Origin of the sequence: Pseudomonas kurunegalensis, from assembly GCF_030291635.1 — a bacterium.
GTDB classification, from domain to species: Bacteria; Pseudomonadota; Gammaproteobacteria; order Pseudomonadales; family Pseudomonadaceae; genus Aquipseudomonas; species Aquipseudomonas monteilii.
The window spans coordinates 2,978,274-3,003,863 of the sequence record NZ_CP127871.1 but is presented as its reverse complement, the minus strand read 5'-3'; the positions used below and the strand labels follow the sequence as shown (position 1 = coordinate 3,003,863).

Genomic DNA, 25,590 nt, shown 5'->3' with positions numbered 1-25,590 from the left:
GGAGCCATGTTCGAGAATATTCGTGCTGACCTGCGGGCCCACGGCGGTGACTGGGGCGCCCAGGGCTTCTGGGTATTGCTGGTGTATCGCTTTGGCCGCTGGCGCTATACCGTGCGCCCGGCGCTGCTGCGCAAGCTGTGCTCGTTGATCTACAAGGTGCTGTTCAAATTCGTGCAAATCATCACCGGCATCGAACTGCCGTGCGAAGTGGTGATTGGCCGCAACTTCGTCATCGACCATTTTGGCGGCATCGTTGTCAGCGGCTATGCCCGCTTTGGCGATGACTGCCGCATCCGCAACGGCGTGGTGGTGGGCTTGAAGAATGTCGACGAGCCGATTGCCCCGGTGTTCGGCAACAACGTCGATATCGGCACCGGCGCCAAGGTGCTGGGCAGTATTCGCATAGGCAACAACGTGATCATCGGCGCCAATGCCGTGGTACTGGTGGATGTGCCGGACAATTCGTTGGCGGTAGGGGTGCCGGCCACCATCAAGACCAGGCAGCCGGCTAGCACGGCGCCCGTTGAGTGAGGCTTATGGCAACGGTAATCGGTGTGGTGGTCATCGGCCGCAACGAAGGCACACGCCTGGAGCGATGCCTGCGTTCGCTGATGCAAGGTGTGGGCAAGGTCATGTACGTCGACTCGGGCTCCACCGACGGTTCGCCGCAGCTGGCCCGCAGCCTGGGCGTGGAGGTACTGGCGTTGGACATGCGTGTTCCGTTCACTGCCGCGCGCGCCCGCAACGAAGGCTTTAGCGCCTTGCAGCGGCTGTTGCCGTCGATGCAGCTGGTGCAGTTCGTCGATGGTGACTGCGAGGTGGATGCCAGCTGGCTGGCCACGGCGCAGGCATTTCTAGACCAGCACCCCGAGGTGGCAGTGGTGTGCGGCCGCCGCCGTGAACGCTTCCCGGAACGATCGGTGTACAACCTGTTGTGCGATCTGGAATGGGACACCCCCATCGGTGAAGCCAAGGCCTGTGGCGGCGATGCGTTGATGCGCGCAGACGCCTTCGCTGCCGCTGGCGGCTTTCGCGCTGACCTGATCGCTGGCGAGGAGCCCGAGCTGTGCGTGCGCTTGCGAGGCCATGGCTGGAAAATCTGGCGCCTGGACGCCGAGATGACTCTGCACGACGCGGCCATGACCCGTTTCAGCCAATGGTGGCGGCGCAGCCTGCGTGCCGGCCATGCCTATGCCGAGGGGGCTTACCTGCATGGGCAGCCGCCCGAGCAGCACTGGTTACGCGAGTCACGCCGGGCCTGGCTATGGGGTTTGGGCATTCCTGTGGTGATTGTGCTGGCTTGCCTGCTGCTGGGTGGCTGGGGCCTGTTACTGCTATTGATTTATCCGCTGCAGGCTGTGCGCCTGGCCCGTCGTGGTGGCAAGTCGGCGCGCGAGAACTGGCTGCAGGCGGTGTTCCTGGTGCTGGGCAAGTTCCCGGAAATGCTCGGCCAGCTTAAGTTCATGCGCCACCGCTTCGCGGCCGGCAAATCGGCTTTGATCGAGTACAAGTGAGAGAGACCCATGATGCTCGGCGCCCTCGTGAAAAGCGTGTTTACCCTGCAACCGGGCTACTCGTTGCGGGCATTGAACAACAAGTACAAGTTGACCCGAGAGATTGTCAGGCAATGGCCTGAGCTGAATGCCTTCATGCAGCGCATGATGGCGGCGCTGGGCCAGCAGGGGCTGCAGCGGCTGGGTGTGGATTGCATCGGCGTGGTGCAGTGGCCTTACCTCAGCAAATGCTGGGAGGCCCCGCAGCGCCTGGAGGTGGTGGCTTCGCACTTTGAAGTGCTGGCCGGGCAGTTTCCGGCGCTGTTGCTACTGGGGCGGGACGAAAGCCTGACACTGTGCGATTTGGCCAGTTATTCGCCGGGCTGCCGCCTGGTGCTGGACCGGCCGATCTGGTTCAAGCGCGAAGGTGAACTGGTACTGAACCTGTTCCAGGGCGACCTGCGCGTGGCGTCGTTGGCGTTTACCCTGTGCCGCGATCAGGGGGGGCTGTCGATGTTCATCGGCGCCGTCCAGGGCATTCACAAGGGCATTGACAGTGAAACCTCGCTGGCCATCTACCGTGACCTGACCAAGGACTTCGAGGGCCTGCGCCCGCGCAGCCTGCTGCTTGAAGCGTTGAAATGCCTGGCTCGCATGCTGGGCGTTGTTCACCTGTATGCCGTCAGTGATGCCTGCCGGCACCATCGCCACCCGTACTTTGGCAGCGACAAGGCCCAGGATCTGGCGGCCAACTACGACGTCATCTGGCAGGAAAATGGCGCTACGGCGTCGAACCGCGACGACTTCTTCACTGTCCCCCTGGCACCGGCACAACGGGCCGAGCAGGACATCCCGGCCAAAAAGCGTGCGATGTACCGCCGCCGCCAGGCGCTGCTCGACGATGTTTTTATTCGCCTGCAGGCCGCATTGCCGGGCAGCGGTCACAACCTTGGACTACAAGGAAAACAGGGGGATGCATTTGCTGTGAGTGCATCGGCAGTAGACAGACCACCCGTAGTCGACAGCCTGAAGTGAAGGTTGCCAGGGGAGGCCGGTCATCAAGCGGGTTGGGATCTGGATTCGTATGCGCATTGCTTACTTCATCAATCAGTACCCGAAGGTCAGCCACAGTTTCATCCGCCGCGAGATCCTGGCGCTGGAGCGTCAGGGCGTAGAGGTGCAACGCATCGCCCTGCGGGGATGGGACGCCGAGTTGCAGGATGCCGAGGATACGGCCGAGCGCGACAAGACCCGTTATGTGCTGCGGGCTGGTGTAAAGGGCTTGCTGAGGCCCACGTTGCAGGTGCTGCGAGCACAGCCCGGGCGGTTCTTCCAGGCCTTGTGGCTGGCCATGCGCCTTGGCCTGCGCGCCGACCGCGCCTGGCCCTACCACCTGGTCTACCTGGCCGAAGCTTGCCAGGTGCTGCAGTGGCTGCAGGCCAGTGAGGCGAAACACGTGCATGCCCATTTCGGCACCAACTCCACCGAGGTGGTCATGCTGACCAACCAACTGGGCGGGCCGGCTTACAGTTTTACCGTGCATGGGCCGGAAGAGTTCGACAAACCGCAGTTCCTGCACATGGGCGAAAAGGTACGGCGAGCCGCCTTTGTCGCAGCGGTCAGTTCTTACGGGCGCAGCCAGCTGTTCCGCTGGGTGGCGCACGAGCATTGGCCCAAGGTCAAGGTGGTGCATTGCGGCCTGGAACGGGGTTTCCATGAGGTGGCGCCGGTCGATGTACCGTCGGTACCACGGCTTGTTTGCGTGGGGCGCCTGTGTGAGCAGAAAGGCCAGCTGCTGTTGCTTGAGGCGGCGCGTCAGCTTGCTGCGCAGTCGATTGACTTCGAACTGGTGTTGGCGGGTGACGGCGAAATGCGCCAGCAGATCGAGGCCCTGATTGCCCGGCATGGCTTGCAGCAGCGCGTACGCATCACTGGCTGGATCAGCAGTGCACAGGTGCGCGAAGAAATCCTTGCCGCCCGCGCGCTGGTATTGCCCAGCTTCGCCGAAGGCCTGCCGGTGGTGATCATGGAGGCCATGGCCTTGCGTCGGCCCGTGCTGACCACCTATGTGGCGGGCATCCCCGAGCTGGTGCGCCCGGGCGAGAACGGCTGGCTTTTCCCCGCTGGCGCCGTCGACGAGCTGGCTGAAGCCATGGCGGATTGCCTGTGCCAACCGGCCGACGTGCTGCAGCGCATGGGCGAGGCAGCCTACCAGCGTGTGCTGCAGCGGCATGATATCGACACCGAAGCGGCCCGGCTGGCCGCTTACTTCAAGGCATCCGCATGATAAGTGTATTGAGTTGGTTACTGGGCCTGCTGACGGTCATCGTCCTTGTGCCTGTGTCGATTTTTTTTGTGCAGATGCTGCTGGCGTGTCTGCCACCACGCGCGCAGTACCTGGGCCATAGTCTGCGCCCCCGGGTAGCGGTGCTGGTACCTGCTCACGATGAGGCTGCGATCATTCGTGCAACGCTGGCGAGCATTGCCCCGCAATTGCGTGAGGGTGACCGCTTGCTGGTGGTGGCAGACAACTGCACCGATGATACCGCGCAGCTGGCCCGCGACGCCGGCGCCGAGGTGGTGGAACGCTTCGACTCGGTGTTGCGTGGCAAAGGCTATGCGCTGGACTTCGGCGTGCGTCACCTGGCCGAACAGCCACCCGAGGTGGTGATAGTGGTGGATGCCGATTGCCAGGTGGGTGAGGGGGCGATTGACTGCCTGGCGCGTCGCTATCACCAGACCCAGCGGCCGGTACAGGCGCTGTACCTGATGCGTGCGCCTGCGGGGGCCGGGCTGAAAGTGCAGGTCGCCGAGTTTGCCTGGCGGGTGAAAAACCTGGTGCGCCCGCGTGGCTGGGCGCGGCTGGGGTTGCCCTGCCAACTGATGGGTGCGGGCATGGCATTCGGTTGGCACGACCTGACCTTGATCAACCTTGCCAATGGGCACCTAGTAGAGGACGTGAAACTGGGCCTGGACCTGTGTCAGCAGGGCAAGCCTCCCGTGTTCTGCCCTGAGGCATTGGTCACCAGCCAGTTTCCTGCCAGCCAGCAAGGCCTGAACAGCCAGCGCACCCGCTGGGAGCATGGCCACCTGGGCTTGATGCTGGCTGATGCGCCCAAGCGTGCGTTGGCCGCCGTGACCCAAGGCAATGGCAGCCTGCTGGCGATGACCCTCGACTTGCTGGTACCGCCTTTGGCGTTGTTGGTACTGACCCTGCTGGGGCTCAATCTGGTGGCCTGGCTTGCGTACTTGTTGTTCGATGTTGCCGCGCCAGCGTGGATCGCCCTGATAGCGTTGGCCATGCTCAGCCTTGCGGTTTTGCTGGCCTGGGCGCGCTTCTGCCGTGAGCTGATCCCGTTTTCCGTGTTGCTTTACGCACCGTTCTACGCGGCAAAGAAAATCCCTTTGTACCTCGGGTTCCTGATCAAGCGCCAGGTCGAGTGGGTGCGCTCAAAACGGGATGATGACTGATGGCACTGTGGCAATGGCAGAATCGCTGGCAACGCATAATCGACGCGCTAGAGGTGGTGCCCGACAGCGGCGCGGCTCAGCGCCTGCTCGACAGGCTGGCTGCCCCGCAAGCCGCGACCGTGCTGGGCTTCGTCAATGCCCATGCGATGAACCTGGTGGTCCGTGACGGCGCCTACTGCCAGGCACTGTCGGCAGCCGACGTGTTGCTGCGCGACGGCTCCGGCATGGCCATCCTGTATCGGCGCCTGGGCCTGGCACCCGGGCTCAACATGAACGGGACTGACTTCATTCCCAGGCTCATGGCCGCATACCGTGGGCGCAAGGTCGCATTCTGGGGCACCCGACAACCCTACCTGAACCAGGCGGTGCAGCGGTGTGAAACCGAGTTTGGTGTAGTACCCGTGTCGGTTCATGACGGTTTCGCCAGCCTCGAAACCTACCTGCAGCTGGCCCGTGAGCAGCAACCCGAGCTGATCGTGCTGGGCATGGGCATGCCCAAGCAGGAGGCGGTGGCGGCCAGGCTGGCAGCCGTTGGCGGGCCATGCCTGATCGTGTGTGGTGGGGCAATTCTGGACTTTCTCGGCGGCAAGGTCAGCCGGGCACCGCATTGGCTAAGGCGGCTGGGGGGAGAGTGGGCCTACCGGCTGTTGCGCGAGCCAAAACGCCTGTTCATGCGCTATGTGGTGGGCAACCCGCTGTTCCTGCTGCGCACCCTGCTTTACCGCAAGGCCGCCGATTCGGCCAGGGGCACTGTGTGAATCGGCCAAAATCCGCGCTGATGGCGGGTGGCTGCTACAGTGAGAGCAGTGGCTTGGGGGCTGCACGATCTTGCTTATCTGGCGTTGTACACGCTGTATTCAAGACTTGATGCTTGATGGAAGGCACTGGCTACGCTCACACAGATGAGGTCTGAAATGGTTTTCGAACCCAGAAGCAGTCGTTCCTTACTCCAAAGAAGAAGCAGCGTAAGTAACGCCATTCAAGCAGGGCTCGATGGCATTGCAGTCACCGGTATTGCCTGGTATCTCATCTACGACCAGTTTGGTTACATTACCTCCGATTATGTAATCATGCTGCTGTTGCTGATTGGCGCACTGGCCGTCATTTACGACCATTATGCGATCTACCGCACCAATGTCGGGCTTTCGATCAAAGCCTTCCGCCTGTTCAAGGCCTGGTCGGCAACGTTCTGTTTTCTCGTGGTCATGGCCTTCCTGACCAAGCAGAGTGAAACGTACTCGCGGTTGTTGGTGGTGCAGTTGTTCATCATTGGCTACATCGCGCAGTTGTTCCTGCACTTTGCCGTTCGTGAATTGCAAAAGCGGTTTACCGCCCATGCACGCCTGGATAACGCGCTGATTATCGGCGACGGCGACCTGGCGAATTTTCTTTATCAGAAAATCAGCAACAACCCCTGGTTTGGTGAACGGGTATTGGGGTGCGTACTGCTCGGCAAGGGCGACGTGCAGGGGCGTGACAATGGTGAGGGCAAGCAGCGCCTGCCTGTGCTGGGGCATATTGCAGACCTGGATGAAATCGTCGCCCAGCATGGCATACGCACCGTGTACCTGGTTACGCCGCTCGGTGGCTCCGAGGTCATCAACGATGTGTACTTCAAGTTGCTCGACAAGTGCATCGCGGTGAACTGGGTGCCGGATATCTTTTCGTTGCGCCTGATCAACCACAGCGTGCGGGAAATTGCCGGGATTCCTGTGCTGACCTTGTCGGAAACGCCCCTGACGGGCATGAGCCTTTTCCTGAAAAACCTTGAGGACAGGGTGCTGGCAGCGGTCATTCTACTGTGCGCTTCGCCTGTGTTGCTGACGGTTGCGCTGGCCATCAAACTCACCAGCCCCGGGCCGGTGTTCTTTCGCCAGGAACGCACGGGCTGGACCGGGGAATCGTTCCGGATCTGGAAATTCAGGAGCATGCATGTCCACCAGCCCGAAGCTGGCGTGGTCAAGCAGGCACAGAAGAATGACCCGCGGCTTACCCGGATTGGCGCCTTCATTCGTCGCACCAGCCTGGATGAATTACCACAGCTGTTCAATGTGCTGACCGGGGAAATGTCGCTGGTCGGGCCGCGACCGCATGCGCTGCAGCATGACACCTTGTATTCGCAGGACATCGTTGATTACTTCGCCCGCCACAACATCAAACCCGGCATGACCGGTTTGGCCCAAGTCCGTGGCTTCAGGGGAGAGACCAAGGATATCGAGCAGATGATCCAGCGGGTGGACTCGGACATCGAGTACATCAACAACTGGTCGCTGTGGCTAGACTTCGTGATTCTGGTGCGCACCCTGAACGCCTTTACCGGCAAGCAGGCTTACTAGTTATTGAAAGCTGGCGAGATCCCTGTAGGAGCGGCCTTGTGTCGCGATGGGGCGCGAAGCGGCCCCAGATATTTGCACAACTGCAGAAATCGCCGGGGCTGCTTCGCAGCCCTTTCGCGACACAAGGCCGCTCCTACACCGTCCGTGTACAGGCTGGCTATTCCTTGTTCAGCGGGTGCAATTCCCGGAATCCTCGCGCTTCCTCCACCAGCCAGTCATGCACCGCCCGCGCCCCAGGCTGGTTCAACCCGCCTGGCGGGTAATGCACCACGTAGCGTTTGTGGTTGGCGATCGGCACGCCGAACGGCACGATCAATGCGCCGCGTTCCAGCTCGTCATTCAACAGTGTACGGCGGGCGATCGCTACGCCGATGCCGGCGATGGCCGCTTCGATGGTCAGGTGGTTGCGGTTGAAAGTGTGCCCACGGCGCACATCCAGGCCGCCGGCGCCAATACCCTCCAGGTAGAATTCCCACTCCGCATACTCCGAACTGCCACGCCACGCTGTGATGTCGTGCAGCAGCGGGTAGTGCGCCAGGTCCGCCGGCCCATGCAGCGGCGGGCGCCCGCGTAGCAGGGTAGGTGAGCACACCGGAAAGATCTGCTCGTCCAGCAGCGGTGTCGAGAGCATGCCTGGGTAGCTGCCATCGTTCAGGTCGATAGCCAGGTCGAAATCGCCTGGGGTCAATGCCTGGGCACTGTCCTCGGCCACCAGGCGCAGCTCGATGTCCGGGTAACGCTGCTGAAAACGCGGCAGGCGCGGGGTAAGCCATTTGGCCAGAAAAGACGGGATCGAGCGCACGCGCAAGGTACCGCGGATTTCACCGGCATCCAGGCGCAACAATTCGGCCTCGATGCTGCCGTAGGCTTCTGCCACTGTCTGGGCCAGGCGTTGCCCTTCGGCGCTCAGCTCCACACCGCGTGCCCGACGCAGGAACAGCCGATAACCCAGGCGTTCTTCCAGCTGGCGCATCTGCTGGCTGACAGCACCTGGGGTGATGTGCAGCTCTTCGGCGCAGCGGGTGAAGGACAGGTGCCGGGCTGCGCAGGCGAATACATGCAGCCAGACGAACACCTGACCATTGAGTTGTCGTCGCATCGTTTAGTACCACTAAAGCCTTGCTTAGAAAGATTCGTTGGTCATTCGTGAATGAGCGCGTCAGTATCGCGCAAAATCGCAATACCGCTCAATTTCTTCAGATAACCGTGCCGTGGATTCATCTCAGGGTACGGTCAGGCATTAGCATGGCTATCAGTGTTTTCGACCTTTTCAAAATCGGCATCGGGCCGTCCAGCTCTCACACCGTCGGCCCGATGCGGGCAGCAGCGACGTTCGCCCAGGCCCTGCGTGAGCAGGGTGTGCTGACGCGGGTAACGCGCGTTGAAGTGCGGTTGTATGGCTCGCTGTCGGCTACCGGGGTTGGCCATGCCACCGATCGCGCCTGCCTGCTGGGCCTGATGGGCCAATGGCCAGACCGGATCGACCCGGCCACCATCGATTCGCGTATCAGCCAGGTGCTGCAGGAGCATTGCCTGATATTGGATGGCAGCCACCCGCTGGCCTTCGAGTATGGCCGTGACATGTTGCTGCTCGACGAAAACCTGCCCTATCACCCCAATGCCATGAGCCTGGAGGCGCTGGACGGGCAGGGCAGCCTGCTGTGCCAGACCTACTATTCAGTGGGCGGTGGGTTTATCGTCGAGCAGGCCGAAATCGATGCCCCTGCCGCCGAAAGCAACGCAGTGATCCTGCCGTATGAGTTCGACAGTGCGGCCCAGCTGCTGGCCTTGTGCAAAACCCACGGTTTGAGCGTTGCGCAACTGATGATGGCCAACGAACGTGCCTGGCGCCCGGAAGCCGAAGTGCGTGAAGGTTTGCTGCGTATCTGGGCGGCCATGCAAGACTGCGTTCAGAACGGCCTGCGCAACGAAGGCATCCTGCCGGGTGGGCTACACGTCAAACGCCGCGCCGCGCGGCTGCACCGCAGCTTGCAGGAATTGGGCAAGCCCAACGTGATTGGCTCGACCCTCAGCGCCATGGAGTGGGTGAACCTGTTCGCCCTGGCGGTCAATGAAGAGAATGCTGCCGGTGGGCGCATGGTCACTGCGCCAACCAACGGAGCGGCTGGCATTATCCCGGCGGTGCTGCACTACTATATGAAGTTCAACCCCAGTGCCAATGACGCGGATGTGGTGGACTTCCTGCTCGGCGCCGCAGCGGTCGGTATTCTGTGCAAGAAAAACGCGTCGATCTCCGGGGCCGAAGTCGGTTGCCAGGGCGAGGTGGGCTCAGCATGTTCGATGGCCGCTGCCGGCCTGGCCCAGGTGCTGGGTGCAACACCGCCACAACTTGAGAACGCCGCCGAAATTGCGTTGGAGCACAACCTCGGGCTGACCTGCGACCCGGTCGGTGGCCTGGTGCAGGTGCCGTGCATCGAGCGCAATGCGATTGCTGCGGTAAAGGCGATCAATGCCGTACAGATGGCATTGCGTGGGGATGGTGAGCACTTCATCTCACTTGACCGGGTAATCCGTACCATGCGCGACACCGGGGCGGACATGCATGCCAATTACAAGGAAACTTCGCGCGGCGGTTTGGCGGTTGCATTCGTAGAGTGCTAACAGGCTAGGTCAGGATTAGGGCCGCAAAGCGGCCCCAAACTTAACGAGCCTTCTGCTTCGCTGCCAGGAAGCTGGCACGCATGTCCTTCGCCCAACCATCCAGCACTGGCTTTACGTCATTCAAGGTCAGCTTCTGGGTATCGTTCTCCAGTTCCTGCCCCGTGCCTTTGCGCACCACCTGGGCCAGCACCTTCTGGCTGGCGCCATCCAGGAACGCGGCTTCCACGCCGACATCCACTTCCTGATCACGGCCGCCCATGGCAGTGTTCACACCCGCCGAAATCAGTGCGATAGGGATGACTTCGTAAGGCTTCAGGCCTTCGTTGCTGGTCGACACCGCTGTAATGGCAGGGCGCACCACGATCACTCCCGTGCCTGGCCCCTTGGCCAGCGGCATCACGCTGCCCATTTCACGGCGCAAGGCTTCATTGAAGTATCGCGTGATTTCTTGCAGCGTCTGCTGCGAAATCACCGCCGTTGGCTGTGGCTTGGGGTAGAACTGGCTGGGCTCGATGAACACCTGACTGTACTGGTTGACGTTAACGTTGGGGTCGATCCAGCGCATCACCGGGTCACCCGAAGGGCTCTTGGCTTCCTGCAGGCGGCTGTAATCCTTGAGGAAGCCGGAATAGTCCTTGGGGTCCACGCTTTTGCTGGAGCAGGCGGCCACGGCAAGCAGCGCGGCGCACAACAGGGTAATGCGAGGCAGTGATTTCATGATGGAGGTGCATCCATGAGAGGTCGGCCAGAACAACGCTAGCAGGTGCGCGACAGTTGGCCAGCGAGGGAGTTCAATCAGTTGCGATAAGCAGTACGGCAGTCGGGCCTGACGGTGTCGCAAATTCCTACAAAGCCATCGGAAGTAGCTGGCTTTAACCTTGTTATCACTCTTGGAAACTATGCCCGCTACGGGTATGGATAACGGCAGCCCATTGAGGGCTTCAAGCGTGAAGAATGCGCGCTCTGTCGGGCGTTGTAGGCGGGCGTATTAGTGGAGGTCTGCTGTGAGCAGCGAACTGGTTGAGTCGTTACGTGAGGACCTCGTTGCCCTTCATGAGGCGGGGGCGATTGGCAAGGTTACCCTTCGGGATTACGAAGCGCTGTGTCCCGCGCCAGTGCTGGATTTCAGTGCGGTGGATATACGCCGGTTGCGCGAGGCACTCAATTTCAGCCAACCGGTCTTCGCTATGCACCTTCATACGAGTGCATCAACCGTACGTAAATGGGAGCAAGGGGAAACGCGCCCATCGGGACCAGCTTTGAAGCTGCTTAATATCATAAAGAACAAAGGGCTACAGGTTATTCTTTAAGCTGATTATACGATTTTATTAAAATCCATAAATACAGTCGCTTAATTCTAATATTCTAGACTTTACTTTATATTTCACTGGCCAGTGCCGGCGCCTGCTGATCCAGAAGGCGCCTGCCCAAGCAGCATCCCGTCTGTTGATTAACCCAACGCTTCGCGCAACCGGTACCACAGCATGCCCAGTGCCAGCAGCGGCGAGCGCAGTGCCTTGCCGCCGGGGAAGGTCAGGTGTGGCACGGCGCTGAACACATCCAGGCCATGGCTATGGCCGAGGGCGATACTTTCGGCCAGCAGTTTCGCCGTCCAGTGCGTCACGTTCAGCCCATGCCCGGAGTAGCCTTGGGCGTAGTACACGTTCGGGTGCTGGCTCAGGCGCCCAACCTGGGGGAAGCGGTTGGCGGTGATGCCGATCATGCCGCCCCACTGAAAATCGATGCGCACATTGGCCAGCTGGGGGAACACCTTCAGCACCTTGGGCCGCATATAGGCCGCGATGTCCTTGGGGTCGCGCCCGGAATAGTGGCAGGCGCCGCCAAACAGCAGGCGACGGTCGGCGGTGAGGCGGTAGTAGTCCAGGCCGACCTTCTGGTCGCACAGCGCCATGTTCTGCGGAATCAGGCTGCTGGCCAGTGCTTCGGGCAATGGTTCGGTGGCCACCACGTAACTGCCGGCTGGCAGCACCTTGCCGCTCAGGCGTGGCTCCAGCTCGTCGAGGTGGGCGTTGCAGCCGAGTACCAGGCTACTGGCCCGCACCTTGCCGCGAGCTGTGTGCAGGGTGACGCAAGGCCCGTGTTCGATGCGCAATACCGGGCTTTGCTCGAAAATGCGCACACCCAGGCCGTGCGCGGCACGGGCCTCGCCCTGCACCAGGTCGAGCGGGTGCAAGTGGCCCGAGCCCATGTCGACCAGACCGCCGGCGTATTGGTCGCTGGCGACAATCTCGTTCAACTGCCCGGCACCGACCAGGCGTGTTGCATGGCGATAACCCAGCGCAGCGAGGTCGTCCTGCTCATCCTTGAAGGCAGCGAACTGGGCAGGTGTATTGGCCAGTTCGCAGAACCCCCAACGCAGGTCGCAGGCAATACCGTAGCGGGCGATACGCTCGGCCACCAGCGCCACCGAATCGATGCCGGCCTGTTTCAGGTAACGCACGCCGTCCTGGCCCACATGCCGGGCGAAACCGCTGACATCGTGGCCAATACCGCGAATCAGCTGGCCGCCATTGCGCCCACTGGCGCCCCAGCCGATGCGCCGGCCTTCCAGCAGCACCACCGAAAGGCCACGCTCGGCCAGCTCCAGGGCGGTATTGACCCCGGTCAGCCCGCCGCCGACCACGCATACGTCAGCCGTCAGTTCGCCGTCCAGGCTGGGGTAGGGTGCCGCATCGCGCGCCGTGGCGGCGTAGTACGAAGCGGCGTGTTGAGTATTGAAAGACATGGGCGTTCTCGACTCAGCGGTTGGACTTGATCTTGCTCCAGGAGCGGGTCATGACGCGCATGATCTTCGGGCTCGGGGTGCTGGAGATGTACAGTTTGTCCAGCACGTCCTGGGGTGGGTAGATCTCAGGATTGCTGACCAGCGATGCATCCATGTAGGCCTTGGCGTCCGGGTTGGCATTGGCATAGCCGACGGTTGCGCTGACCTTGGCGATCACTTTGGGGTCGAGCAGGTAGTTGATGAATGCCAGAGCCTGCTCGGGGTTGCTGGCGTCCTTGGGGATGGCCAGCAGGTCGAACCACAGGTTGCTGCCTTCCTTGGGAATGCTGTAGGCCACTTTCACGCCGTTCTTCGCTTCCACGGCACGGTTGGCGGCCTGGAACACGTCGCCGGAGTAGCCGAAGGCCACGCAGACATCGCCATTGGCCAGGTCGGAGACGTATTTGGATGAATGGAAGTAGGTGATGTAGGGGCGCAGCTCCAGCAGGCGGGCTTCGGCCTTGGCGTAGTCGGCCGGTTTTTCGCTGCGCGGGTCCATGCCCAGGTAATTGAGGACAGCCGGGAACAGTTCATCGGGCGAGTCCATGAAGGCCACGCCGCACTGTTTGAGCTTTTTCAGGTTTTCCGGCTCGAACAGCACCGCCCACGAATCGATATGGTCCACGCCCAGTGCCGCCTTGACCTTCTCGACGTTGTAACCGATGCCATTGGTACCCCACAGGTACGGCACCGCGTACTGGTTACCGGGGTCGTTCTGTTCAAGCTGCTTGAGCAGCTTGGGGTCTAGGTGCTGCCAGTTCGGCAGCTTGCTGCGGTCCAGCGGCAGGAAAGCACCGGCCTGGGCCTGGCGGGCGAGGAAGTGGTTCGACGGCACCACCACGTCATAACCGGTGCGCCCGGCCAGCAGTTTGCCTTCTAGGGTTTCGTTGGAGTCGAACACGTCATACACCACCTTGATCCCGCTGCTGGCCTGGAAATCGGCCAGGGTGGTGTCACCAATGTAGTCGGTCCAGTTGTACACGCTGACCGAAGGGGTGGCGTGGGTGGTGGTGGCGAACAGCAGGGTGAATGCAGCGGGTATCAGGGCTTGCAGATGACGCATGGGGACACCTCGTAGGTCTTGTTCTTCGAATTCGGTGCAGAGGGGGGCTAAGCCCCCCAAGGTGGGTCAAACGCTGAGCATCAGGAACTCGCGCTCCCACGAGCTGATCACGCGCTTGTAGTTCTCGTGCTCGGCCCGCTTGACCGCCACGTAGCCCTGGACGAACTGCTTGCCCAGGTACTGCTGCACGGTTTCGCAGTCTTCCATGTGCTGCAGCGCATCCTCGATGGTGATCGGCAAGCGCAGGTTGCGCCGTTCGTAGGCACGGCCTTGTACCGGCGCGCTGGGGTCGATTTGCTCGACCATGCCCAGGTAGCCGCACAGCAGGCTGGCGGCAATCGCCAGGTACGGGTTGGCATCCGCACCCGGCAGGCGGTTTTCCACGCGCATCGCCTCGGGGCTGGACGTGGGCACACGCAAGCCTGCGGTGCGGTTTTCTTCGCCCCACTCGACGTTGACCGGTGCCGAGGTGTCCGGCAGGAAGCGGCGGAACGAGTTGACGTTGGGCGCGAACATCGGCAGCAGCTTGGGGATGTACTTCTGCAAGCCGCCGATGTGGTGCAGGAACAGCGGGCTCATGCTGCCGTCTTCATTGGCGAAAATCGGCTTGCCGGTGGCGATGTCCACCACACTTTGGTGCAGGTGCATGGCGCTGCCCGGCTCGTCGGTGATCGGCTTGGCCATGAAGGTAGCGGCGACGTTGTGCTTGAGGGCTGCCTCACGCATGGTGCGCTTGAACACGGTGATCTGGTCGGCCAGGTCCAGCGCGTCTCCGTGGCGGAAGTTGATCTCCATCTGCGCCGGGCCGTCTTCGTGAATCAGCGTATCCAGGTCCAGGCCCTGGATCTCGCACCAGTCGTAGACGTCTTCGAACAGCGGGTCGAACTCGTTGGCGGCATCGATCGAGAACGACTGACGGCCGCTTTCGGCACGGCCAGAGCGCCCCAGCGGAACCTGCAGCGGCAAGTCCGGGTCTTCGCAGCGTTTGGTCAGGTAGAACTCCATTTCCGGCGCGACGATCGGCTGCCAGCCTTTGTCGGCGTACAGCTTGAGCACCTTCTTCAGCACGTTGCGCGGCGACAGCTCAATGGGGTTGCCTTGTTTGTCGAAGGTGTCGTGGATCACGATCGCAGTCGGCTCGATCGCCCACGGGATCTGGTACACAGCACTTGGGTCGGGGCGGCAGACCATGTCGATGTCGGCGGCGTCGAGCAGGTTGTAGTAGATGTCATCGTCAACGTAGTCGCCGGTGACCGTCTGCAGCAGCACGCTTTCTGGCAGGCGCATGCCACGTTCATGGAGGAACTTGGCGGTGGGCGCGATCTTGCCACGGGCAATGCCGGTCAGGTCGCTGATCACGCATTCGACTTCGGTGATGCGGTGTTCTTTCAGCCAGGTGTACAGCTGATCGAAGGGGGCGTTCATACAGACCTCTTGGTTGGGTTTTAGTGTGGGAGCGCGTGAGCCCGAGAAAGCCGTCGTACGGTTTCCAGGGCATTACGCTTCCCAGGTGACGCGCTGGAGACTATCTTGGTCGCAGCCCCCGGGGCGATCTATCCACTTTCTTCAGTAGCGAATGCACCAAAAGAGTGCATACAGGACAATGCGTGACAACCGCCAATGCGTTGCAAGTCCAGGCTTTCCACACCACCGACGTCACCGAACAAGTGCGCGCCACCCCTGGTTGGCAGCAACAGTATCGGCAGATGTCACCCGGGCATTTCAGCGGTGAGCTGCGCTGCCTGGGGTTGGACGGTGTGGAGGTATACGAAGAACGCTTGAACACCCGGGTGGAGCAGTTTTTCCGCGCGCCGAGCGGTTCGCTGGCGTTCTGCTTCGACCGCAGCGAGAACAGCCTGTACCTGCTGAACGAGCAAAGCCGCAATATCTGGATCACGCCGGAGAACTACCAGGAAGTGGCGGTGGTGTTCGACCAGGCCTTTCTGGCCCGCCATGGGCTGGACCCGCAGCGCCTCGAAGGTTTGTTCATGGTGCCGTTGGGCAGCGGGCAGAATGCCTTGTTCGGTAGCTGGCTGAGCGCCACGCTGACGCGCCTGGGCGAGGCGGATTGCCCGCTGCAGGGGCAGGCCTTGGCGGAGCAATTGCTGGAGGACTGCCTGTTCATTCTCGACAATGCCTGCCAGCGCTTGCAGGGTGTGGCGCTGGGGCGCCGTGACGAAGAGCGGGCGATCATGCGCCGGGTCAGCGAATGGGCAGCCGACTGCCCGGAAGAGACGCTGAACCTGATGGAGTTGGCGGGGGTTGCCGGGGTTTCCTTGCGCCAGTTGCAGCAGGCGTTCAAGGCATTTACCGGCATGCCACCGGCGCAGTGGCTACGGTTGCGCAGGCTGAACGGTGCGCGGCGCGACTTGTTGCGCGGTGGTGGCGTGACGGTCGCCGAAGTGGCGATGCGTTGGTCATTCTGGCATTTGGGAAGGTTTTCAGAGAGTTACAAACAACTGTTCAAGGAGTTCCCCAGCGAGACGTTGAAGCGGGGCAGGGGTTAAACCCAGCATTCCCTACTGAAAGTTGCTATCGTGCCGCCCTGTTTCCACCCGAGGTGCCGATGTTTTACCTGCCTTTGCCCAGCGACCAGGCCGACCGCCTCGCCAGCGAAATCAACACCGACTTTTTCACCACTGCCAGCGTGCTCGCCGCCGCCGCAGTGCTGTTCGTGCTAAACCTCCCACGCCAGCCCGGCACCGCATCGGCCGACGCACAAGAGCGCCGTTTCGCCGAAATCGTGCGCATCGCCAACGAAGTCGAAAGCGCAGCGCCCGGGCGTTTTCAGGGCCAGGTGGCGCAACACTTCGACCGCGAAGCCTTTGCCATGGGCCTTGGCATGCTGGGTGAAAACGGCATTGCCCTGTTGTCGGCCGAGGTGGCGTACACCGTAGACGAGCTGCTGGATGCCGAAGGCCAGTGGAGCTTCCAGTTCGCCGACACCTACCGCCAGCGGGCCACACCGCTGCACCCGGTGTACTTGCCATCCCTGGCCAGTGACCTGATGCTCAGCGATCAGCAAAACCGCCTGCTGCGCGAGTTTCTCAGTGGCATAGACGAGTCGGTGGCCGTGCAAGGTTTCGCCGGCACCGGCAAAACCTTCCTGATTCACCAGTTCGCCCGGCTGCTGGAGCCACAGCGCACCTTGCTGCTGGCACTGACCGAGGGCCAGTTGCGCGCCCTGCAGGCGCGAGTGAAGGACGCTGCCGCCTACACCGCGATGACCTTCGGCCAGCTGGCAGACGAGCTGCTGAACCGCGACCTCACCAGCAATGGCTGGCGTTTGCGCGACCCGTACCGTACCAAGCTGTCGTGGCGCCCGCAGGACGCGCAGGTGGTGCGCTGGCTGGCCATTCCCGACATCGGTCCGGTTGCCGCACACGATGTGGTTGCCTTGTGCGTGCGCGCCGTGCGCACGTTCTGCCACAGTGCCGACACCCAGCTGCAATTGCACCATTTGCCCTGGGCCGGGCCGGGCACTTCGCCGCTGGACCAGGAGGTGCTGCTGGAAAAGGCGAGGTCGTACTGGCAGGAACTGATTCGCCCGTCGGCACGCGAAATCCAGCTACCGGTGCGCGACTACCACCGGGTAAAGCTGCTGTCACTGACCGACTATGTGATCGACAGCCGTTGTACCCACGTCATCGTCGACGAAGCCCACGAGCTGTCGGCACCGATGCTTGCCGTGCTTGATCGCAGCCCGCAGTCGATCATTGCCCTGGGGGACGAGCTGCAGAACCTCAACGGCCTCAGCCCGCACCATGGCGGTTTCATTCGCCAGCGCTGCATCGACCATTCGCTGCGTGCCGGGCCGGCGATGGACAACGTGCTGAACCCGCTGATTCAGGCGCACCCGGCCGCGATTCAGGCCGCTTTCAGTGGCAGTGCCGAGCACTACACCCGGGTCAGTTTCTTCGATGCCGTGACGGTGCCGGAACAACCCACGGCGCTGATCGTCGATGACGAATGGGGCCTGTTTGGCTGGTTCCAGCGTCTGACACACCAGGGCGTGCCGTTCGTGCTGCTCAAAAGCGCGCGCAAGGACTTCGAATTGTTCGTCGAAGACTGCATCGAGTTGTACCGTTACGGCACGCGGCCCCGGCACCCGATGCTGTTCCGCTATGCCAGCTGGCAGGCGTTGGAGCAGGACAAGGGCGATGACAAGGCCTTCGTTGCCGTGGCCAACATGCTGCGCAAGGGCTACACGCCTGAGCACTTTGCCAAGGCCAAGAGCCGTTACCGTTGGGACAAGGCACCCAAGTTGTTCCTGGGGCGGGTAAGGGACGTGAAGAACATGGAATTCGCCCGGGTGATGGTGTCGCCGGAGCTGATGGTGGCGCCTCAGGTGGCGGGTAACCGCAATGAGCGGGCGCGGATGCTGGCGGGGTTGTACACCGCCTGTTCGCGGGCGCGGCATGAATTGATCGTGCCGGGAGTGATGCTGGACTGGGTCAAGGACCAGGTTCGCGATTGAAGCTTTTGGGGCTGCTAAGCAGCCCCAAAGGTTCTGAATCAGTTACGGTCCAGCCACACCGTTTGGGCATTGGTGAACTCACGCACACCAAAGTGCGACAGCTCACGCCCGAAACCGCTCTTCTTCACGCCGCCAAACGCCACGCGGGGGTCGGAAGCGCAGTAACCGTTGATGAACACGCCACCGGTATCCAGTGCTGCGGTCATGCGCTCGGCCAGCGCATAGTCGGCGGTGTAGATGGTTGCGGCCAGGCCGAACTCGCTATCGTTTGCCAGCTCCACCGCATGGTCGGCATCACGGGCAGTGATGATCGCGGCCACCGGCCCGAACAGCTCCTGCTTGAACGCTGTCATGTCCGGCGTGACGTTGGCGAACACGGTCGGCGCGTAGAAGTTGGCCACGCCCTCGACCTTGTTGCCGCCCAGCAGCAGGGTGGCGCCTTCGGCGAGGGTCGCTTGCACCTGGCCGTCCAACTCATCGCGCAGGTCGTAACGGGCCATCGGGCCAATGTAGGTGTCGTCGTCCAGTGGGTTGCCCACTTTCAGTTCACGGGTGGCTTCAACGAACTTGCGGGTGAATTCGTCAACGATGCTTTCTTCGACGATCAGGCGCTTGGCCGCAGCACAGACCTGGCCGGTGTTCTGGTAGCGGCCGATGACTGCAGCCTTGACCGCGGCATCCAGGTCGGCGTCGGCCAACACGATGAACGGGTCGGAACCACCCAGCTCCAGCACGCACTTCTTCAGCGCGGCACCGGCCTGGGCACCGATCGCCATGCCGGCACGTACGCTGCCGGTCAGGGTCACGGCGGCAATGCGCGTGTCGTTGATGGCGCGGGTGACGCCATCCGGGGTCACGTTCAGCACTTCGAACACGCCCTCTGGCAGCCCGGCATCCTTGAACAGCTCGCCCAGCAGGTAGGCGCTGCCCATCACGTTCGGCGCATGCTTGAGGACATACGTGTTACCCGCCAGGATCGCCGGCACGGCGCCGCGCAATACCTGCCAGACCGGGAAGTTCCAAGGCATCACGGCCAGGATCGGGCCAAGCGGACGGTATTCGATACGGGCTTTTTCAACCTGGGTCGGCTCCGGCGCGAGCATGGCCGGGCCGTGCTCGGCGTACCAACGGCACAGGCCAACGCACTTGCTGACTTCGCCACGGGCCTGGGCGACTGGCTTGCCGATTTCGCGGCTGATCATCTGGGCGAAAGCTTCGGCCTTGGCTTCGAGGGTGCTGGCCAGAGCGAGCAGGTACTCACTGCGCTGACCCAGCGACACTTGGCGCCACTGGCGGTAGCCAACCTTGGCACGTTGCAGCGCCGCTTCCAGTGCGGCGTCGGTGTCGAACGGGTAGGCGCCGATCTGCTCACCGCTGTACGGGTCGAGGGAGATGGCGTGGGTCAGGCTGCTGATCGCGCTCATGGCGGACACTCTCGTTGTTGTTAATCAGTGACGCCAGACTAGTGGGCTATGGCTTTAATGAAAACTGAATAATAATGAGCGAAACATTCACGTTTGGAGAAAGGCTGTGGACCTGGTGCAACTGGAGATCTTCAAGGCCGTGGCAGAGCAGGGCAGCATCAGTGCCGCCGCGCAGCACATCCATCGGGTGCCGTCGAACCTGACCACGCGCATCAAGCAACTGGAGGAAGACCTCGGCGTTGAACTGTTCATTCGCGAAAAGAGCCGCCTGCGCCTGTCGCCTGCCGGTTGGAATTTTCTCGAATACACCCGGCGCATTCTCGACCTGGTTCACGAGGCGCGGTTGACCGTGGCCGGTGAAGACCCGCAGGGCACCTTCGCCCTGGGCTCACTGGAAAGCACCGCGGCCGTGCGCATCCCGGCGCTGCTGGCGGCCTACAACCAGCGCTATCCCAAGGTCGACCTGGACCTGTCTACCGGCCCTTCGGGCACGATGCTGGAAGGCGTGTTGTCGGGTCGCCTGGTGGCGGCGTTCGTCGATGGCCCGGTGTTGCACCCGACACTGGAGGGCATGCCCGTGTTCGAGGAAGAGATGATGGTGATCGCGCCGCTCAACCATGCCCCGGTCACCCGCGCACAGGACGTGAACGGGGAGAGCATCTACGCCTTCCGCGCCAACTGCTCCTACCGCCATCACTTTGAAAACTGGTTCGTGCAGGACCAGGCTGTCCCGGGCAAGATCCACGAGATGGAGTCTTACCACGGCATGCTGGCCTGCGTCAGCGCTGGCGCAGGCCTGGCCATGATGCCGCGCAGCATGCTCGACAATATGCCCGGGTGCAGCACCGTCAGTGCGTGGCCGATGTCGGAAGATTTCCGCTACCTGAAAACCTGGCTGGTGTGGCGGCGGGGCACGGTATCGCGCAGCTTGAGCATGTTTGTGAAGCTTCTTGAAGAGGCGCGCACAACATCCTGATATTTAGATAAATTTACGTTCGTTTCATGCGTTAGTGCCGAATATCACGACGGTAACCACACATCGGCACGAACACCGGTACGCCTGAAGGATCAGATATTAGGTAAGCCATCCTCTGAAGGAGGGTCGTACCATGCGTAACCATCACTATGCCCTCGGTGCGGCACTGCTGGTCGCCTTGGCCATGCCATGGACCTTGGCAGCCGCCGCCAACCTCAATGCCCCCATCGATATGCAGGCCGTTCAGTTACAACCACAGGAACAGAACGGCGTGCGCTTTCTCCAGGGAGGCATCGGCCAGGATGAGGCCAACGCCCTGCGCAAGACCCCGGGTTACGACTTGCACGTAGAACTTTCTACAGGGCCGGAAGGCAAGTTCCAGAGCGGTGCCAACGTCGATATCCAGAGCGCCCAGGGGCAGCCCGTGCTCAGCGTCATGGATGCCGGGCCGCTGCTGTATGTGCAGTTGCCGCCTGGCAAATACAAAGTCACCGGTAACGCTCAAGGGCAGACGGTGCAGCAAATGGTGACTGTTAACGGAAAGGCCCCTACGACGGTGAGCCTTAACTGGCGTTAATGGATAACGGGCAGGAGTACGCATGTACTCCTGCCGGGTCGGAGCACATCGACATGAGCCTGAGCCTTCAACTGGAGATGTTGGACGAGCGGGGTTATGTATTGATCCCGGATGTGCTCGAACCCCTGCGTATCGCCCTGTTACGCTGCGCCATCGATGACCTGCAGCCGACCCACTGGGATTACCAAGGGCTGCTGGAACACTACAAATGCGTTTTCAACCGCAGCCCGTTTTGGTTGCCTTTTCTCGATCTGCCACCACTCATCGCACTGGCTGAAGCGGCGTTGGGTACCGATTGCCATGTCATCGGGCAAACCGCCTGGCGCAGCCATCCGGGTTACCCGGGCATGCCTTTGCACCTCGACCACTTGCCCATGCAGTTGCCCGGCTGGCTCAGAGAGCGTGGTGACTTCACCCAACCCGCGCAGATTCTGACTGCACAGTTGTACCTCAGCGAGATTGATCACAGCCTAGGGCCAACCTGGATCGTGCCTGGCAGCCACCACGCCGCGCGCCCTCCACAGCCGGGTGAGAACCATTGGCAGGGTTGCGAAGCCCTGCCGGTGCTGTGCAAGGCGGGCGATGCGCTGGTGTTTCGCAGTGACGTGTGGCACAGCGGCGGGGCCAACTGCAGCCAGGCCCGAGCGCGCGACATGCTGCAAGTGCACTACGGCCGGCGCATGGTCGCGCAGAAGTTCTCGCCATACTTGAGCTGGCGTTTCAACCCGCTGGTGCTGGAGCAAGCCACACCCCGGCAACGGCGCCTGCTGGGCGAACACGAAGAGGCGGAATACGACTGAAGCCCTGCGCACGGCAAGGCACATCTTAAAGAAGCGAATTAGCCAATAGTGGCAATTCACTTTCAACTTTCTGATTATCTGGACAATAATCAAAAAACTATTACTTCGTGTGACCGGCCTGGAAGCGCCGGGCACTACATAAGATCGAGGGGCTCAAGCCCCCGCTTGCCGTGTAGACCATCAGGAGAGTCGTTGATGAAAACCCGTCTGGCAGCATCGCTGGCCGCCGCAGTGCTGGCCTTTGCAGGGGCCAGCCTGGCCCAGGCCGCGCAGGTGTCCGGTGCCGTTGGCGCCACAGGCCAAGGTGACATGACCTACCGTATTGGCATGTCGTTCGACTGGGACAAGAAATGGCTGGAAAGCAGCACCGGTTATCTGAGCGGGTACTGGGACGCCGCGTACACCTACTGGGAGGGCGGGGAGGCCAGTGGTGCACATTCGCTGTCGTTCAGCCCGGTGTTCACGTATGAGTTCAGCGGTTTCACCTACACGCCGTACATCGAGGCCGGTATTGGCCTGGCGGCGTTTTCCAAGACCGACGTGGGCGATCAGCGTCTGGGTTCTTCGGTCAACTTCGAAGACCGCATCGGCTTTGGTTTGAAGTTGCCGGGCGAGCAGAAGGTGGGGATCCGTGCGATGCATTATTCCAATGCGGGCATCAAGCAGCCTAACGACGGGATCGAGTCGTACTCGCTGTTCTACAGCAAGGGTTTCTAGCAGTGTGGGGCCGCTAAGCGGCCCCACAACCGTCAGAAGGTGTACGAAACCCCAGCCTGCACTGCCTGAACGTTGCGTTGGATTTTTCGCGGGTAGGCCCACCCCCACAGGCAGCTCAAGGCCCTCAGGCTCGGTGATATCCCTGTGGGGGACCCGCGAAGGGGCCGGTTCAGGTATACCAGAACTCAGCGAGCCGCCTTGATCGCCAACACATTGCACAGCGGATGCTCCAGCACATGCGCCGTGGTCCCGCCCAGGAACGTCTGCATCGCGTCATGCCGGTGGCTGCCCATGACAATCACATCGGCCCGGCTGTGGCCGACAAACTGGGCGATCGCCCTGATCGCTGCCCCTTCCAGGAAGTGCCTGCGCTCCAGCGGAATCTGATGATGGTCACCCAGGCGGTTGAACGCTGCCCGCTGCGCGGTACGCACGCTGCTGTCGAAGCCAGGCATGGTTACCGTACCCGCTCCAAAATCGGCGATATGGGTCTTGGCTGCATCGCACACATGCAGCAGGTGGAGCTCGCCGTTGCATTGCAGCGCCAAGGCATGGGCAGTCTGTATGACCTGTTCATCCAGGTGCTCACCTGCGCCGTGGCTGTTCAGGTCCACCGCTGCGGCAATCTGCCGGGGCAGGGGTAGGCGAATGTCGCTCACCAGGTGCACGGCGACCGGGCTGTCCTTGAGCAGTTGCCAGTCCAGGGGCGTGACCAGCAGGCGTTTGAGAATCGGTTCGTGCTGCACGTCCTTGACCAGCAGGTCGCAACCCAGCCGCTCGACCCGCTCCAGCACACTGCCCAGCGGGTCGCGGGTCAATAACAGCTCGGTGGATACGTCCAGGCCGGCATCGCCCAACTGTTCGGCCTCGTCCGCCAGCCACTGGCGGTTGTCGCTGAGCAGCCGCTCACGTTCGCGACCATCGCTCATCAAGCCAAAGGTGTCGACATCATCGACGAACACGTTGATATCCAGCAGTGCACCGCTGGATTCCGCCAGCGCCGCTGCGCGTTGCAGTGCGGGTGTATGGCGCATTTGCGGGCCGAGCATGACGAACAAACGCTTGAACTGGCTCATCTCACACCTCCACGTGTGGCAGCCCCCCGGTAATCTGGTCTTGTTCAGTCTAGTTCGCCTCAGGCAGCATGAGCAGCAGGCTGGCGATGCACGTTGTGTCGGGTATGATGCTGCCCCTAATCATTGTCCTGAGGCCGTTCCATGTCCCTGAGTGCTGAACAGATCGGTGAATTCCGCACCTTCGCCGAGCAGTTGGCCGATGCCGCCGCTGTGGCGATCAAGCCTTATTTCCGTGCCAGCCTGGCTGTCGAGGACAAGGGCGGGCGCCTGTACGACCCTGTCACCGTGGCCGACAAGGCGGCGGAAGACGCCATGCGCGAGCTGATCCAGGCCCGCTACCCCGACCACGGTATTCTGGGTGAAGAAGCGGGCGTCGCCGTCGGCACCAGCCCGCTGACTTGGGTGCTCGACCCGATTGATGGCACCCGTGCTTTCATCACCGGCCTGCCGTTGTGGGGAACGTTGATCGCCCTGAATGACGGCGAACGGCCGGTTGTGGGTGTGATGAACCAGCCATTCACCGGCGAACGCTTTGTCGGCACCCCTGAAGGTGCCTGGCGCAGCGGCACGCCGCTGCAAACCCGTGCCTGCGCCGACCTGGCCTCGGCCACACTGATGTGCACCACCCCCGACATGTTCGATACCGCCGAGCGCAAGGCTGCGTTCGAGGCCGTTGCCGGCCAGGCGCGGTTGATGCGTTATGGCGGTGATTGCTATGCCTACTGCATGCTGGCTTCGGGCTTTGTCGATGTGATCGTCGAGGCCAGCCTGCAGCCGTATGACGTGCAAGCATTGATGCCGATCATCGAGGGGGCAGGTGGTGTGATCACTGCGTGGGATGGCAGCTCGGCGCAGAATGGTGGTTGCGTGGTGGCATGTGGTGACCCGGCACTGCATGCGCAGGTGGTGGCGATGTTGCGCCACGCCATGTAGTTGAAAATCCCCAACCACTGCACTTTTTCCGTTTTCGGAGCTCTATGCTTGGCCAGGCTGCCTTGACCCCCAAGGCAGCCGCCGAATATCGACCCGGTGCCGATGGTTGCAAGCTACCCAAGTTTCTTCTCCCGCCTGCTGCTGGCAGGCGCCCTCACATGCCTGTGCGCCTGCACTCAAGAGCAGGGCCGCGATATGCTCGATCAGTTCGGCAACGGCAAGCCCGGCGAGCTGTTCCAGACCAGCGTCGACCGCATGGCCACGCTGTCCATGCGTGACAACCTGCAAAGCCTTTACCTGCTGATGAACAAGCTGTACCAGCGCAATCCCAACCAGTGGAAGATGTCTGGCTACATCGACGCCGCCACCGCCGAGCGGCAGATCCGCATGGCCATCGAGCAACGCCAGCCATTGCCGCAACTGGGCAACCGCCGCGACCTGGCGGCATTGAGCTACGCCCTGAGCCCGGAGTTTCGCGGCGACAGGGTAGGCGCCTTCATCTACGCCATCGGCAGCATGCTGATTACCGCGCATGGCGGGCGTACCGAGTTCTACATGACCGATACCATCGACCCGCTGTTCGTCAACAACGCAGCGCGCAATATCGAAAAGGCTACCTGGATGCTCAGCCAGCGGCAGGACGCCAATGGGGTGCTGTTGCTGTTCTCCAACGAGATCTCGGAAGAGGGCAGTAACCTGAGTTTTGCCGTGGAGTTTGGCAAAATCGTTGCGCGGCTGGATCTGCTGGCGGAGTTGCTGGATGAGCGTTATCGGCGGATTGGTTTGAACTACGCTCAAAGCCTGCTGCTGATGAACTTCCTGCCCGTGCAGTGACCAAGG

General features: G+C 61.8%; 24 protein-coding genes. 17 read left to right on the top strand and 7 right to left on the bottom strand.

Features of this window, described 5'->3' with window-relative positions:
* Positions 1 to 6: 6 nt before the first annotated feature.
* The 7 genes from QQ992_RS13390 to QQ992_RS13360 all read left to right on the top strand — a co-directional run bounded on the left by QQ992_RS13390 (position 7) and on the right by QQ992_RS13360 (position 7,300).
* A complete protein-coding gene (locus QQ992_RS13390; RefSeq protein ID WP_286113830.1) occupies positions 7 to 531 on the top strand; it encodes a serine O-acetyltransferase in 525 nt (174 codons plus the stop codon).
* A gap of 5 nt (positions 532 to 536) precedes the next feature.
* The gene (locus tag QQ992_RS13385; protein ID WP_286113829.1) at positions 537 to 1,514 is read left to right on the top strand and encodes a glycosyltransferase family 2 protein; all 978 of its coding nucleotides are present in this window, start codon (positions 537 to 539) and stop codon (positions 1,512 to 1,514) included.
* A gap of 9 nt (positions 1,515 to 1,523) precedes the next feature.
* Entirely contained in the window at positions 1,524 to 2,528 is a 1,005-nt protein-coding gene (locus QQ992_RS13380) for a VirK/YbjX family protein (protein WP_286113827.1), read from the top strand.
* A gap of 49 nt (positions 2,529 to 2,577) precedes the next feature.
* Positions 2,578 to 3,780, top strand: a complete 1,203-nt coding sequence (locus QQ992_RS13375) for a glycosyltransferase (protein WP_198752202.1) — start codon at positions 2,578 to 2,580, stop codon at positions 3,778 to 3,780.
* A complete protein-coding gene (locus tag QQ992_RS13370) occupies positions 3,777 to 4,964 on the top strand; it encodes a glycosyltransferase family 2 protein (protein ID WP_286113824.1) in 1,188 nt (395 codons plus the stop codon). The genes QQ992_RS13375 and QQ992_RS13370 overlap by 4 nt, the downstream gene beginning before the upstream one ends.
* The gene (locus QQ992_RS13365) at positions 4,964 to 5,722 is read left to right on the top strand and encodes a WecB/TagA/CpsF family glycosyltransferase (RefSeq protein WP_433963112.1); all 759 of its coding nucleotides are present in this window, start codon (positions 4,964 to 4,966) and stop codon (positions 5,720 to 5,722) included. Before QQ992_RS13370 ends, QQ992_RS13365 begins: the two co-directional genes overlap by 1 nt.
* A 156-nt stretch (positions 5,723 to 5,878) precedes the next feature.
* On the top strand, positions 5,879 to 7,300 hold the full coding sequence (locus tag QQ992_RS13360) for an undecaprenyl-phosphate glucose phosphotransferase (RefSeq protein ID WP_286113822.1): 1,422 nt from the start codon (positions 5,879 to 5,881) through the stop codon (positions 7,298 to 7,300).
* 157 nt (positions 7,301 to 7,457) lie between these two features.
* On the opposite strand, the gene QQ992_RS13355 is transcribed toward QQ992_RS13360, so the two are convergent.
* The gene (locus tag QQ992_RS13355) at positions 7,458 to 8,399 is read right to left on the bottom strand and encodes a LysR substrate-binding domain-containing protein (protein WP_286113820.1); all 942 of its coding nucleotides are present in this window, start codon (positions 8,397 to 8,399) and stop codon (positions 7,458 to 7,460) included.
* Between the two features lie 146 nt (positions 8,400 to 8,545).
* On the opposite strand from QQ992_RS13355, the gene QQ992_RS13350 reads away from it, so the two are divergent.
* The gene (locus tag QQ992_RS13350) at positions 8,546 to 9,922 is read left to right on the top strand and encodes an L-serine ammonia-lyase (RefSeq protein WP_119370038.1); all 1,377 of its coding nucleotides are present in this window, start codon (positions 8,546 to 8,548) and stop codon (positions 9,920 to 9,922) included.
* A gap of 40 nt (positions 9,923 to 9,962) precedes the next feature.
* Here the strand turns inward: QQ992_RS13350 and QQ992_RS13345 are convergent, their stop codons facing one another.
* Positions 9,963 to 10,640 carry a DUF3313 domain-containing protein gene (locus QQ992_RS13345; RefSeq protein ID WP_286113816.1) on the bottom strand — a complete coding sequence of 226 codons (678 nt, stop codon included), beginning with the start codon at positions 10,638 to 10,640 and terminating at the stop codon, positions 9,963 to 9,965.
* A 286-nt stretch (positions 10,641 to 10,926) separates the two neighbouring features.
* Here QQ992_RS13345 and QQ992_RS13340 point away from each other — a divergent pair, with 286 nt between their 5' ends.
* Positions 10,927 to 11,232 (top strand): helix-turn-helix domain-containing protein, encoded by a 306-nt coding sequence (locus QQ992_RS13340; RefSeq protein WP_082426403.1) that lies wholly within the window; start codon positions 10,927 to 10,929, stop codon positions 11,230 to 11,232.
* Positions 11,233 to 11,372: 140 nt separating this feature from the next.
* Here QQ992_RS13340 and QQ992_RS13335 read toward each other — a convergent pair whose 3' ends face one another.
* The 3 genes from QQ992_RS13335 to QQ992_RS13325 form a co-directional block, all read right to left on the bottom strand.
* On the bottom strand, positions 11,373 to 12,668 hold the full coding sequence (locus QQ992_RS13335; protein ID WP_286113814.1) for an NAD(P)/FAD-dependent oxidoreductase: 1,296 nt from the start codon (positions 12,666 to 12,668) through the stop codon (positions 11,373 to 11,375).
* Positions 12,669 to 12,681: 13 nt separating this feature from the next.
* Positions 12,682 to 13,770 carry a polyamine ABC transporter substrate-binding protein gene (locus QQ992_RS13330; protein WP_286113813.1) on the bottom strand — a complete coding sequence of 363 codons (1,089 nt, stop codon included), beginning with the start codon at positions 13,768 to 13,770 and terminating at the stop codon, positions 12,682 to 12,684.
* Positions 13,771 to 13,836: 66 nt separating this feature from the next.
* Positions 13,837 to 15,195: a glutamine synthetase family protein gene (locus QQ992_RS13325; protein WP_016715275.1), complete on the bottom strand. Its 1,359-nt coding sequence runs from the start codon at positions 15,193 to 15,195 to the stop codon at positions 13,837 to 13,839.
* Positions 15,196 to 15,377: 182 nt separating this feature from the next.
* Between QQ992_RS13325 and QQ992_RS13320 the strand changes: the two genes are divergently transcribed.
* The gene (locus QQ992_RS13320; RefSeq protein ID WP_286113810.1) at positions 15,378 to 16,277 is read left to right on the top strand and encodes a helix-turn-helix domain-containing protein; all 900 of its coding nucleotides are present in this window, start codon (positions 15,378 to 15,380) and stop codon (positions 16,275 to 16,277) included.
* 59 nt (positions 16,278 to 16,336) lie between these two features.
* Positions 16,337 to 18,247, top strand: coding sequence for an AAA family ATPase (locus QQ992_RS13315; RefSeq protein ID WP_286113809.1), 1,911 nt, complete (start codon positions 16,337 to 16,339; stop codon positions 18,245 to 18,247).
* A 38-nt stretch (positions 18,248 to 18,285) separates the two neighbouring features.
* Here the strand turns inward: QQ992_RS13315 and QQ992_RS13310 are convergent, their stop codons facing one another.
* Complete coding sequence (locus tag QQ992_RS13310) at positions 18,286 to 19,671, bottom strand: aldehyde dehydrogenase family protein (RefSeq protein ID WP_286113808.1); 1,386 nt, start codon at positions 19,669 to 19,671, stop codon at positions 18,286 to 18,288.
* Positions 19,672 to 19,777: 106 nt separating this feature from the next.
* Between QQ992_RS13310 and ptrR the strand changes: the two genes are divergently transcribed.
* The 4 genes from ptrR (at position 19,778) to QQ992_RS13290 (ending at position 22,741) form a co-directional block, all read left to right on the top strand.
* Positions 19,778 to 20,647 carry a putrescine utilization regulator PtrR gene (gene ptrR / locus QQ992_RS13305; protein WP_060499365.1) on the top strand — a complete coding sequence of 290 codons (870 nt, stop codon included), beginning with the start codon at positions 19,778 to 19,780 and terminating at the stop codon, positions 20,645 to 20,647.
* Positions 20,648 to 20,780: 133 nt separating this feature from the next.
* Positions 20,781 to 21,224, top strand: coding sequence for a hypothetical protein (locus tag QQ992_RS13300; protein WP_105948120.1), 444 nt, complete (start codon positions 20,781 to 20,783; stop codon positions 21,222 to 21,224).
* Between the two features lie 53 nt (positions 21,225 to 21,277).
* Positions 21,278 to 22,024 carry a phytanoyl-CoA dioxygenase family protein gene (locus QQ992_RS13295; protein ID WP_286113805.1) on the top strand — a complete coding sequence of 249 codons (747 nt, stop codon included), beginning with the start codon at positions 21,278 to 21,280 and terminating at the stop codon, positions 22,022 to 22,024.
* A gap of 195 nt (positions 22,025 to 22,219) precedes the next feature.
* Positions 22,220 to 22,741 carry an acyloxyacyl hydrolase gene (locus QQ992_RS13290; RefSeq protein WP_286113803.1) on the top strand — a complete coding sequence of 174 codons (522 nt, stop codon included), beginning with the start codon at positions 22,220 to 22,222 and terminating at the stop codon, positions 22,739 to 22,741.
* A gap of 185 nt (positions 22,742 to 22,926) precedes the next feature.
* On the opposite strand, the gene QQ992_RS13285 is transcribed toward QQ992_RS13290, so the two are convergent.
* On the bottom strand, positions 22,927 to 23,817 hold the full coding sequence (locus QQ992_RS13285) for a universal stress protein (protein WP_286113801.1): 891 nt from the start codon (positions 23,815 to 23,817) through the stop codon (positions 22,927 to 22,929).
* 141 nt (positions 23,818 to 23,958) lie between these two features.
* Between QQ992_RS13285 and hisN the strand changes: the two genes are divergently transcribed.
* Entirely contained in the window at positions 23,959 to 24,750 is a 792-nt protein-coding gene (gene hisN / locus QQ992_RS13280) for a histidinol-phosphatase (RefSeq protein ID WP_286113800.1), read from the top strand.
* Between the two features lie 102 nt (positions 24,751 to 24,852).
* On the top strand, positions 24,853 to 25,584 hold the full coding sequence (locus QQ992_RS13275; RefSeq protein WP_286113799.1) for a hypothetical protein: 732 nt from the start codon (positions 24,853 to 24,855) through the stop codon (positions 25,582 to 25,584).
* The last annotated feature ends 6 nt before the right edge of the window (positions 25,585 to 25,590 follow it).

What these genes read in the sequence shown, in the direction of transcription:
- QQ992_RS13390 (WP_286113830.1), top strand. Translation starts at nt 7, where the DNA reads ATGTTCGAGAATATTCGTGCTGACCTGCGGGCCCACGGCGGTGACTGG.
- QQ992_RS13385 (WP_286113829.1), top strand. Translation starts at nt 537, where the DNA reads ATGGCAACGGTAATCGGTGTGGTGGTCATCGGCCGCAACGAAGGCACA.
- QQ992_RS13380 (WP_286113827.1), top strand. Translation starts at nt 1,524, where the DNA reads ATGATGCTCGGCGCCCTCGTGAAAAGCGTGTTTACCCTGCAACCGGGC.
- QQ992_RS13375 (WP_198752202.1), top strand. Translation starts at nt 2,578, where the DNA reads ATGCGCATTGCTTACTTCATCAATCAGTACCCGAAGGTCAGCCACAGT.
- QQ992_RS13370 (WP_286113824.1), top strand. Translation starts at nt 3,777, where the DNA reads ATGATAAGTGTATTGAGTTGGTTACTGGGCCTGCTGACGGTCATCGTC.
- QQ992_RS13365 (WP_433963112.1), top strand. Translation starts at nt 4,964, where the DNA reads ATGGCACTGTGGCAATGGCAGAATCGCTGGCAACGCATAATCGACGCG.
- QQ992_RS13360 (WP_286113822.1), top strand. Translation starts at nt 5,879, where the DNA reads ATGGTTTTCGAACCCAGAAGCAGTCGTTCCTTACTCCAAAGAAGAAGC.
- QQ992_RS13355 (WP_286113820.1), bottom strand. Translation starts at nt 8,399, where the DNA reads ATGCGACGACAACTCAATGGTCAGGTGTTCGTCTGGCTGCATGTATTC.
- QQ992_RS13350 (WP_119370038.1), top strand. Translation starts at nt 8,546, where the DNA reads ATGGCTATCAGTGTTTTCGACCTTTTCAAAATCGGCATCGGGCCGTCC.
- QQ992_RS13345 (WP_286113816.1), bottom strand. Translation starts at nt 10,640, where the DNA reads ATGAAATCACTGCCTCGCATTACCCTGTTGTGCGCCGCGCTGCTTGCC.
- QQ992_RS13335 (WP_286113814.1), bottom strand. Translation starts at nt 12,668, where the DNA reads ATGTCTTTCAATACTCAACACGCCGCTTCGTACTACGCCGCCACGGCG.
- QQ992_RS13330 (WP_286113813.1), bottom strand. Translation starts at nt 13,770, where the DNA reads ATGCGTCATCTGCAAGCCCTGATACCCGCTGCATTCACCCTGCTGTTC.
- QQ992_RS13325 (WP_016715275.1), bottom strand. Translation starts at nt 15,195, where the DNA reads ATGAACGCCCCCTTCGATCAGCTGTACACCTGGCTGAAAGAACACCGC.
- QQ992_RS13315 (WP_286113809.1), top strand. Translation starts at nt 16,337, where the DNA reads ATGTTTTACCTGCCTTTGCCCAGCGACCAGGCCGACCGCCTCGCCAGC.
- QQ992_RS13310 (WP_286113808.1), bottom strand. Translation starts at nt 19,671, where the DNA reads ATGAGCGCGATCAGCAGCCTGACCCACGCCATCTCCCTCGACCCGTAC.
- QQ992_RS13300 (WP_105948120.1), top strand. Translation starts at nt 20,781, where the DNA reads ATGCGTAACCATCACTATGCCCTCGGTGCGGCACTGCTGGTCGCCTTG.
- QQ992_RS13295 (WP_286113805.1), top strand. Translation starts at nt 21,278, where the DNA reads ATGAGCCTGAGCCTTCAACTGGAGATGTTGGACGAGCGGGGTTATGTA.
- QQ992_RS13290 (WP_286113803.1), top strand. Translation starts at nt 22,220, where the DNA reads ATGAAAACCCGTCTGGCAGCATCGCTGGCCGCCGCAGTGCTGGCCTTT.
- QQ992_RS13285 (WP_286113801.1), bottom strand. Translation starts at nt 23,817, where the DNA reads ATGAGCCAGTTCAAGCGTTTGTTCGTCATGCTCGGCCCGCAAATGCGC.
- hisN (WP_286113800.1), top strand. Translation starts at nt 23,959, where the DNA reads ATGTCCCTGAGTGCTGAACAGATCGGTGAATTCCGCACCTTCGCCGAG.
- QQ992_RS13275 (WP_286113799.1), top strand. Translation starts at nt 24,853, where the DNA reads ATGGTTGCAAGCTACCCAAGTTTCTTCTCCCGCCTGCTGCTGGCAGGC.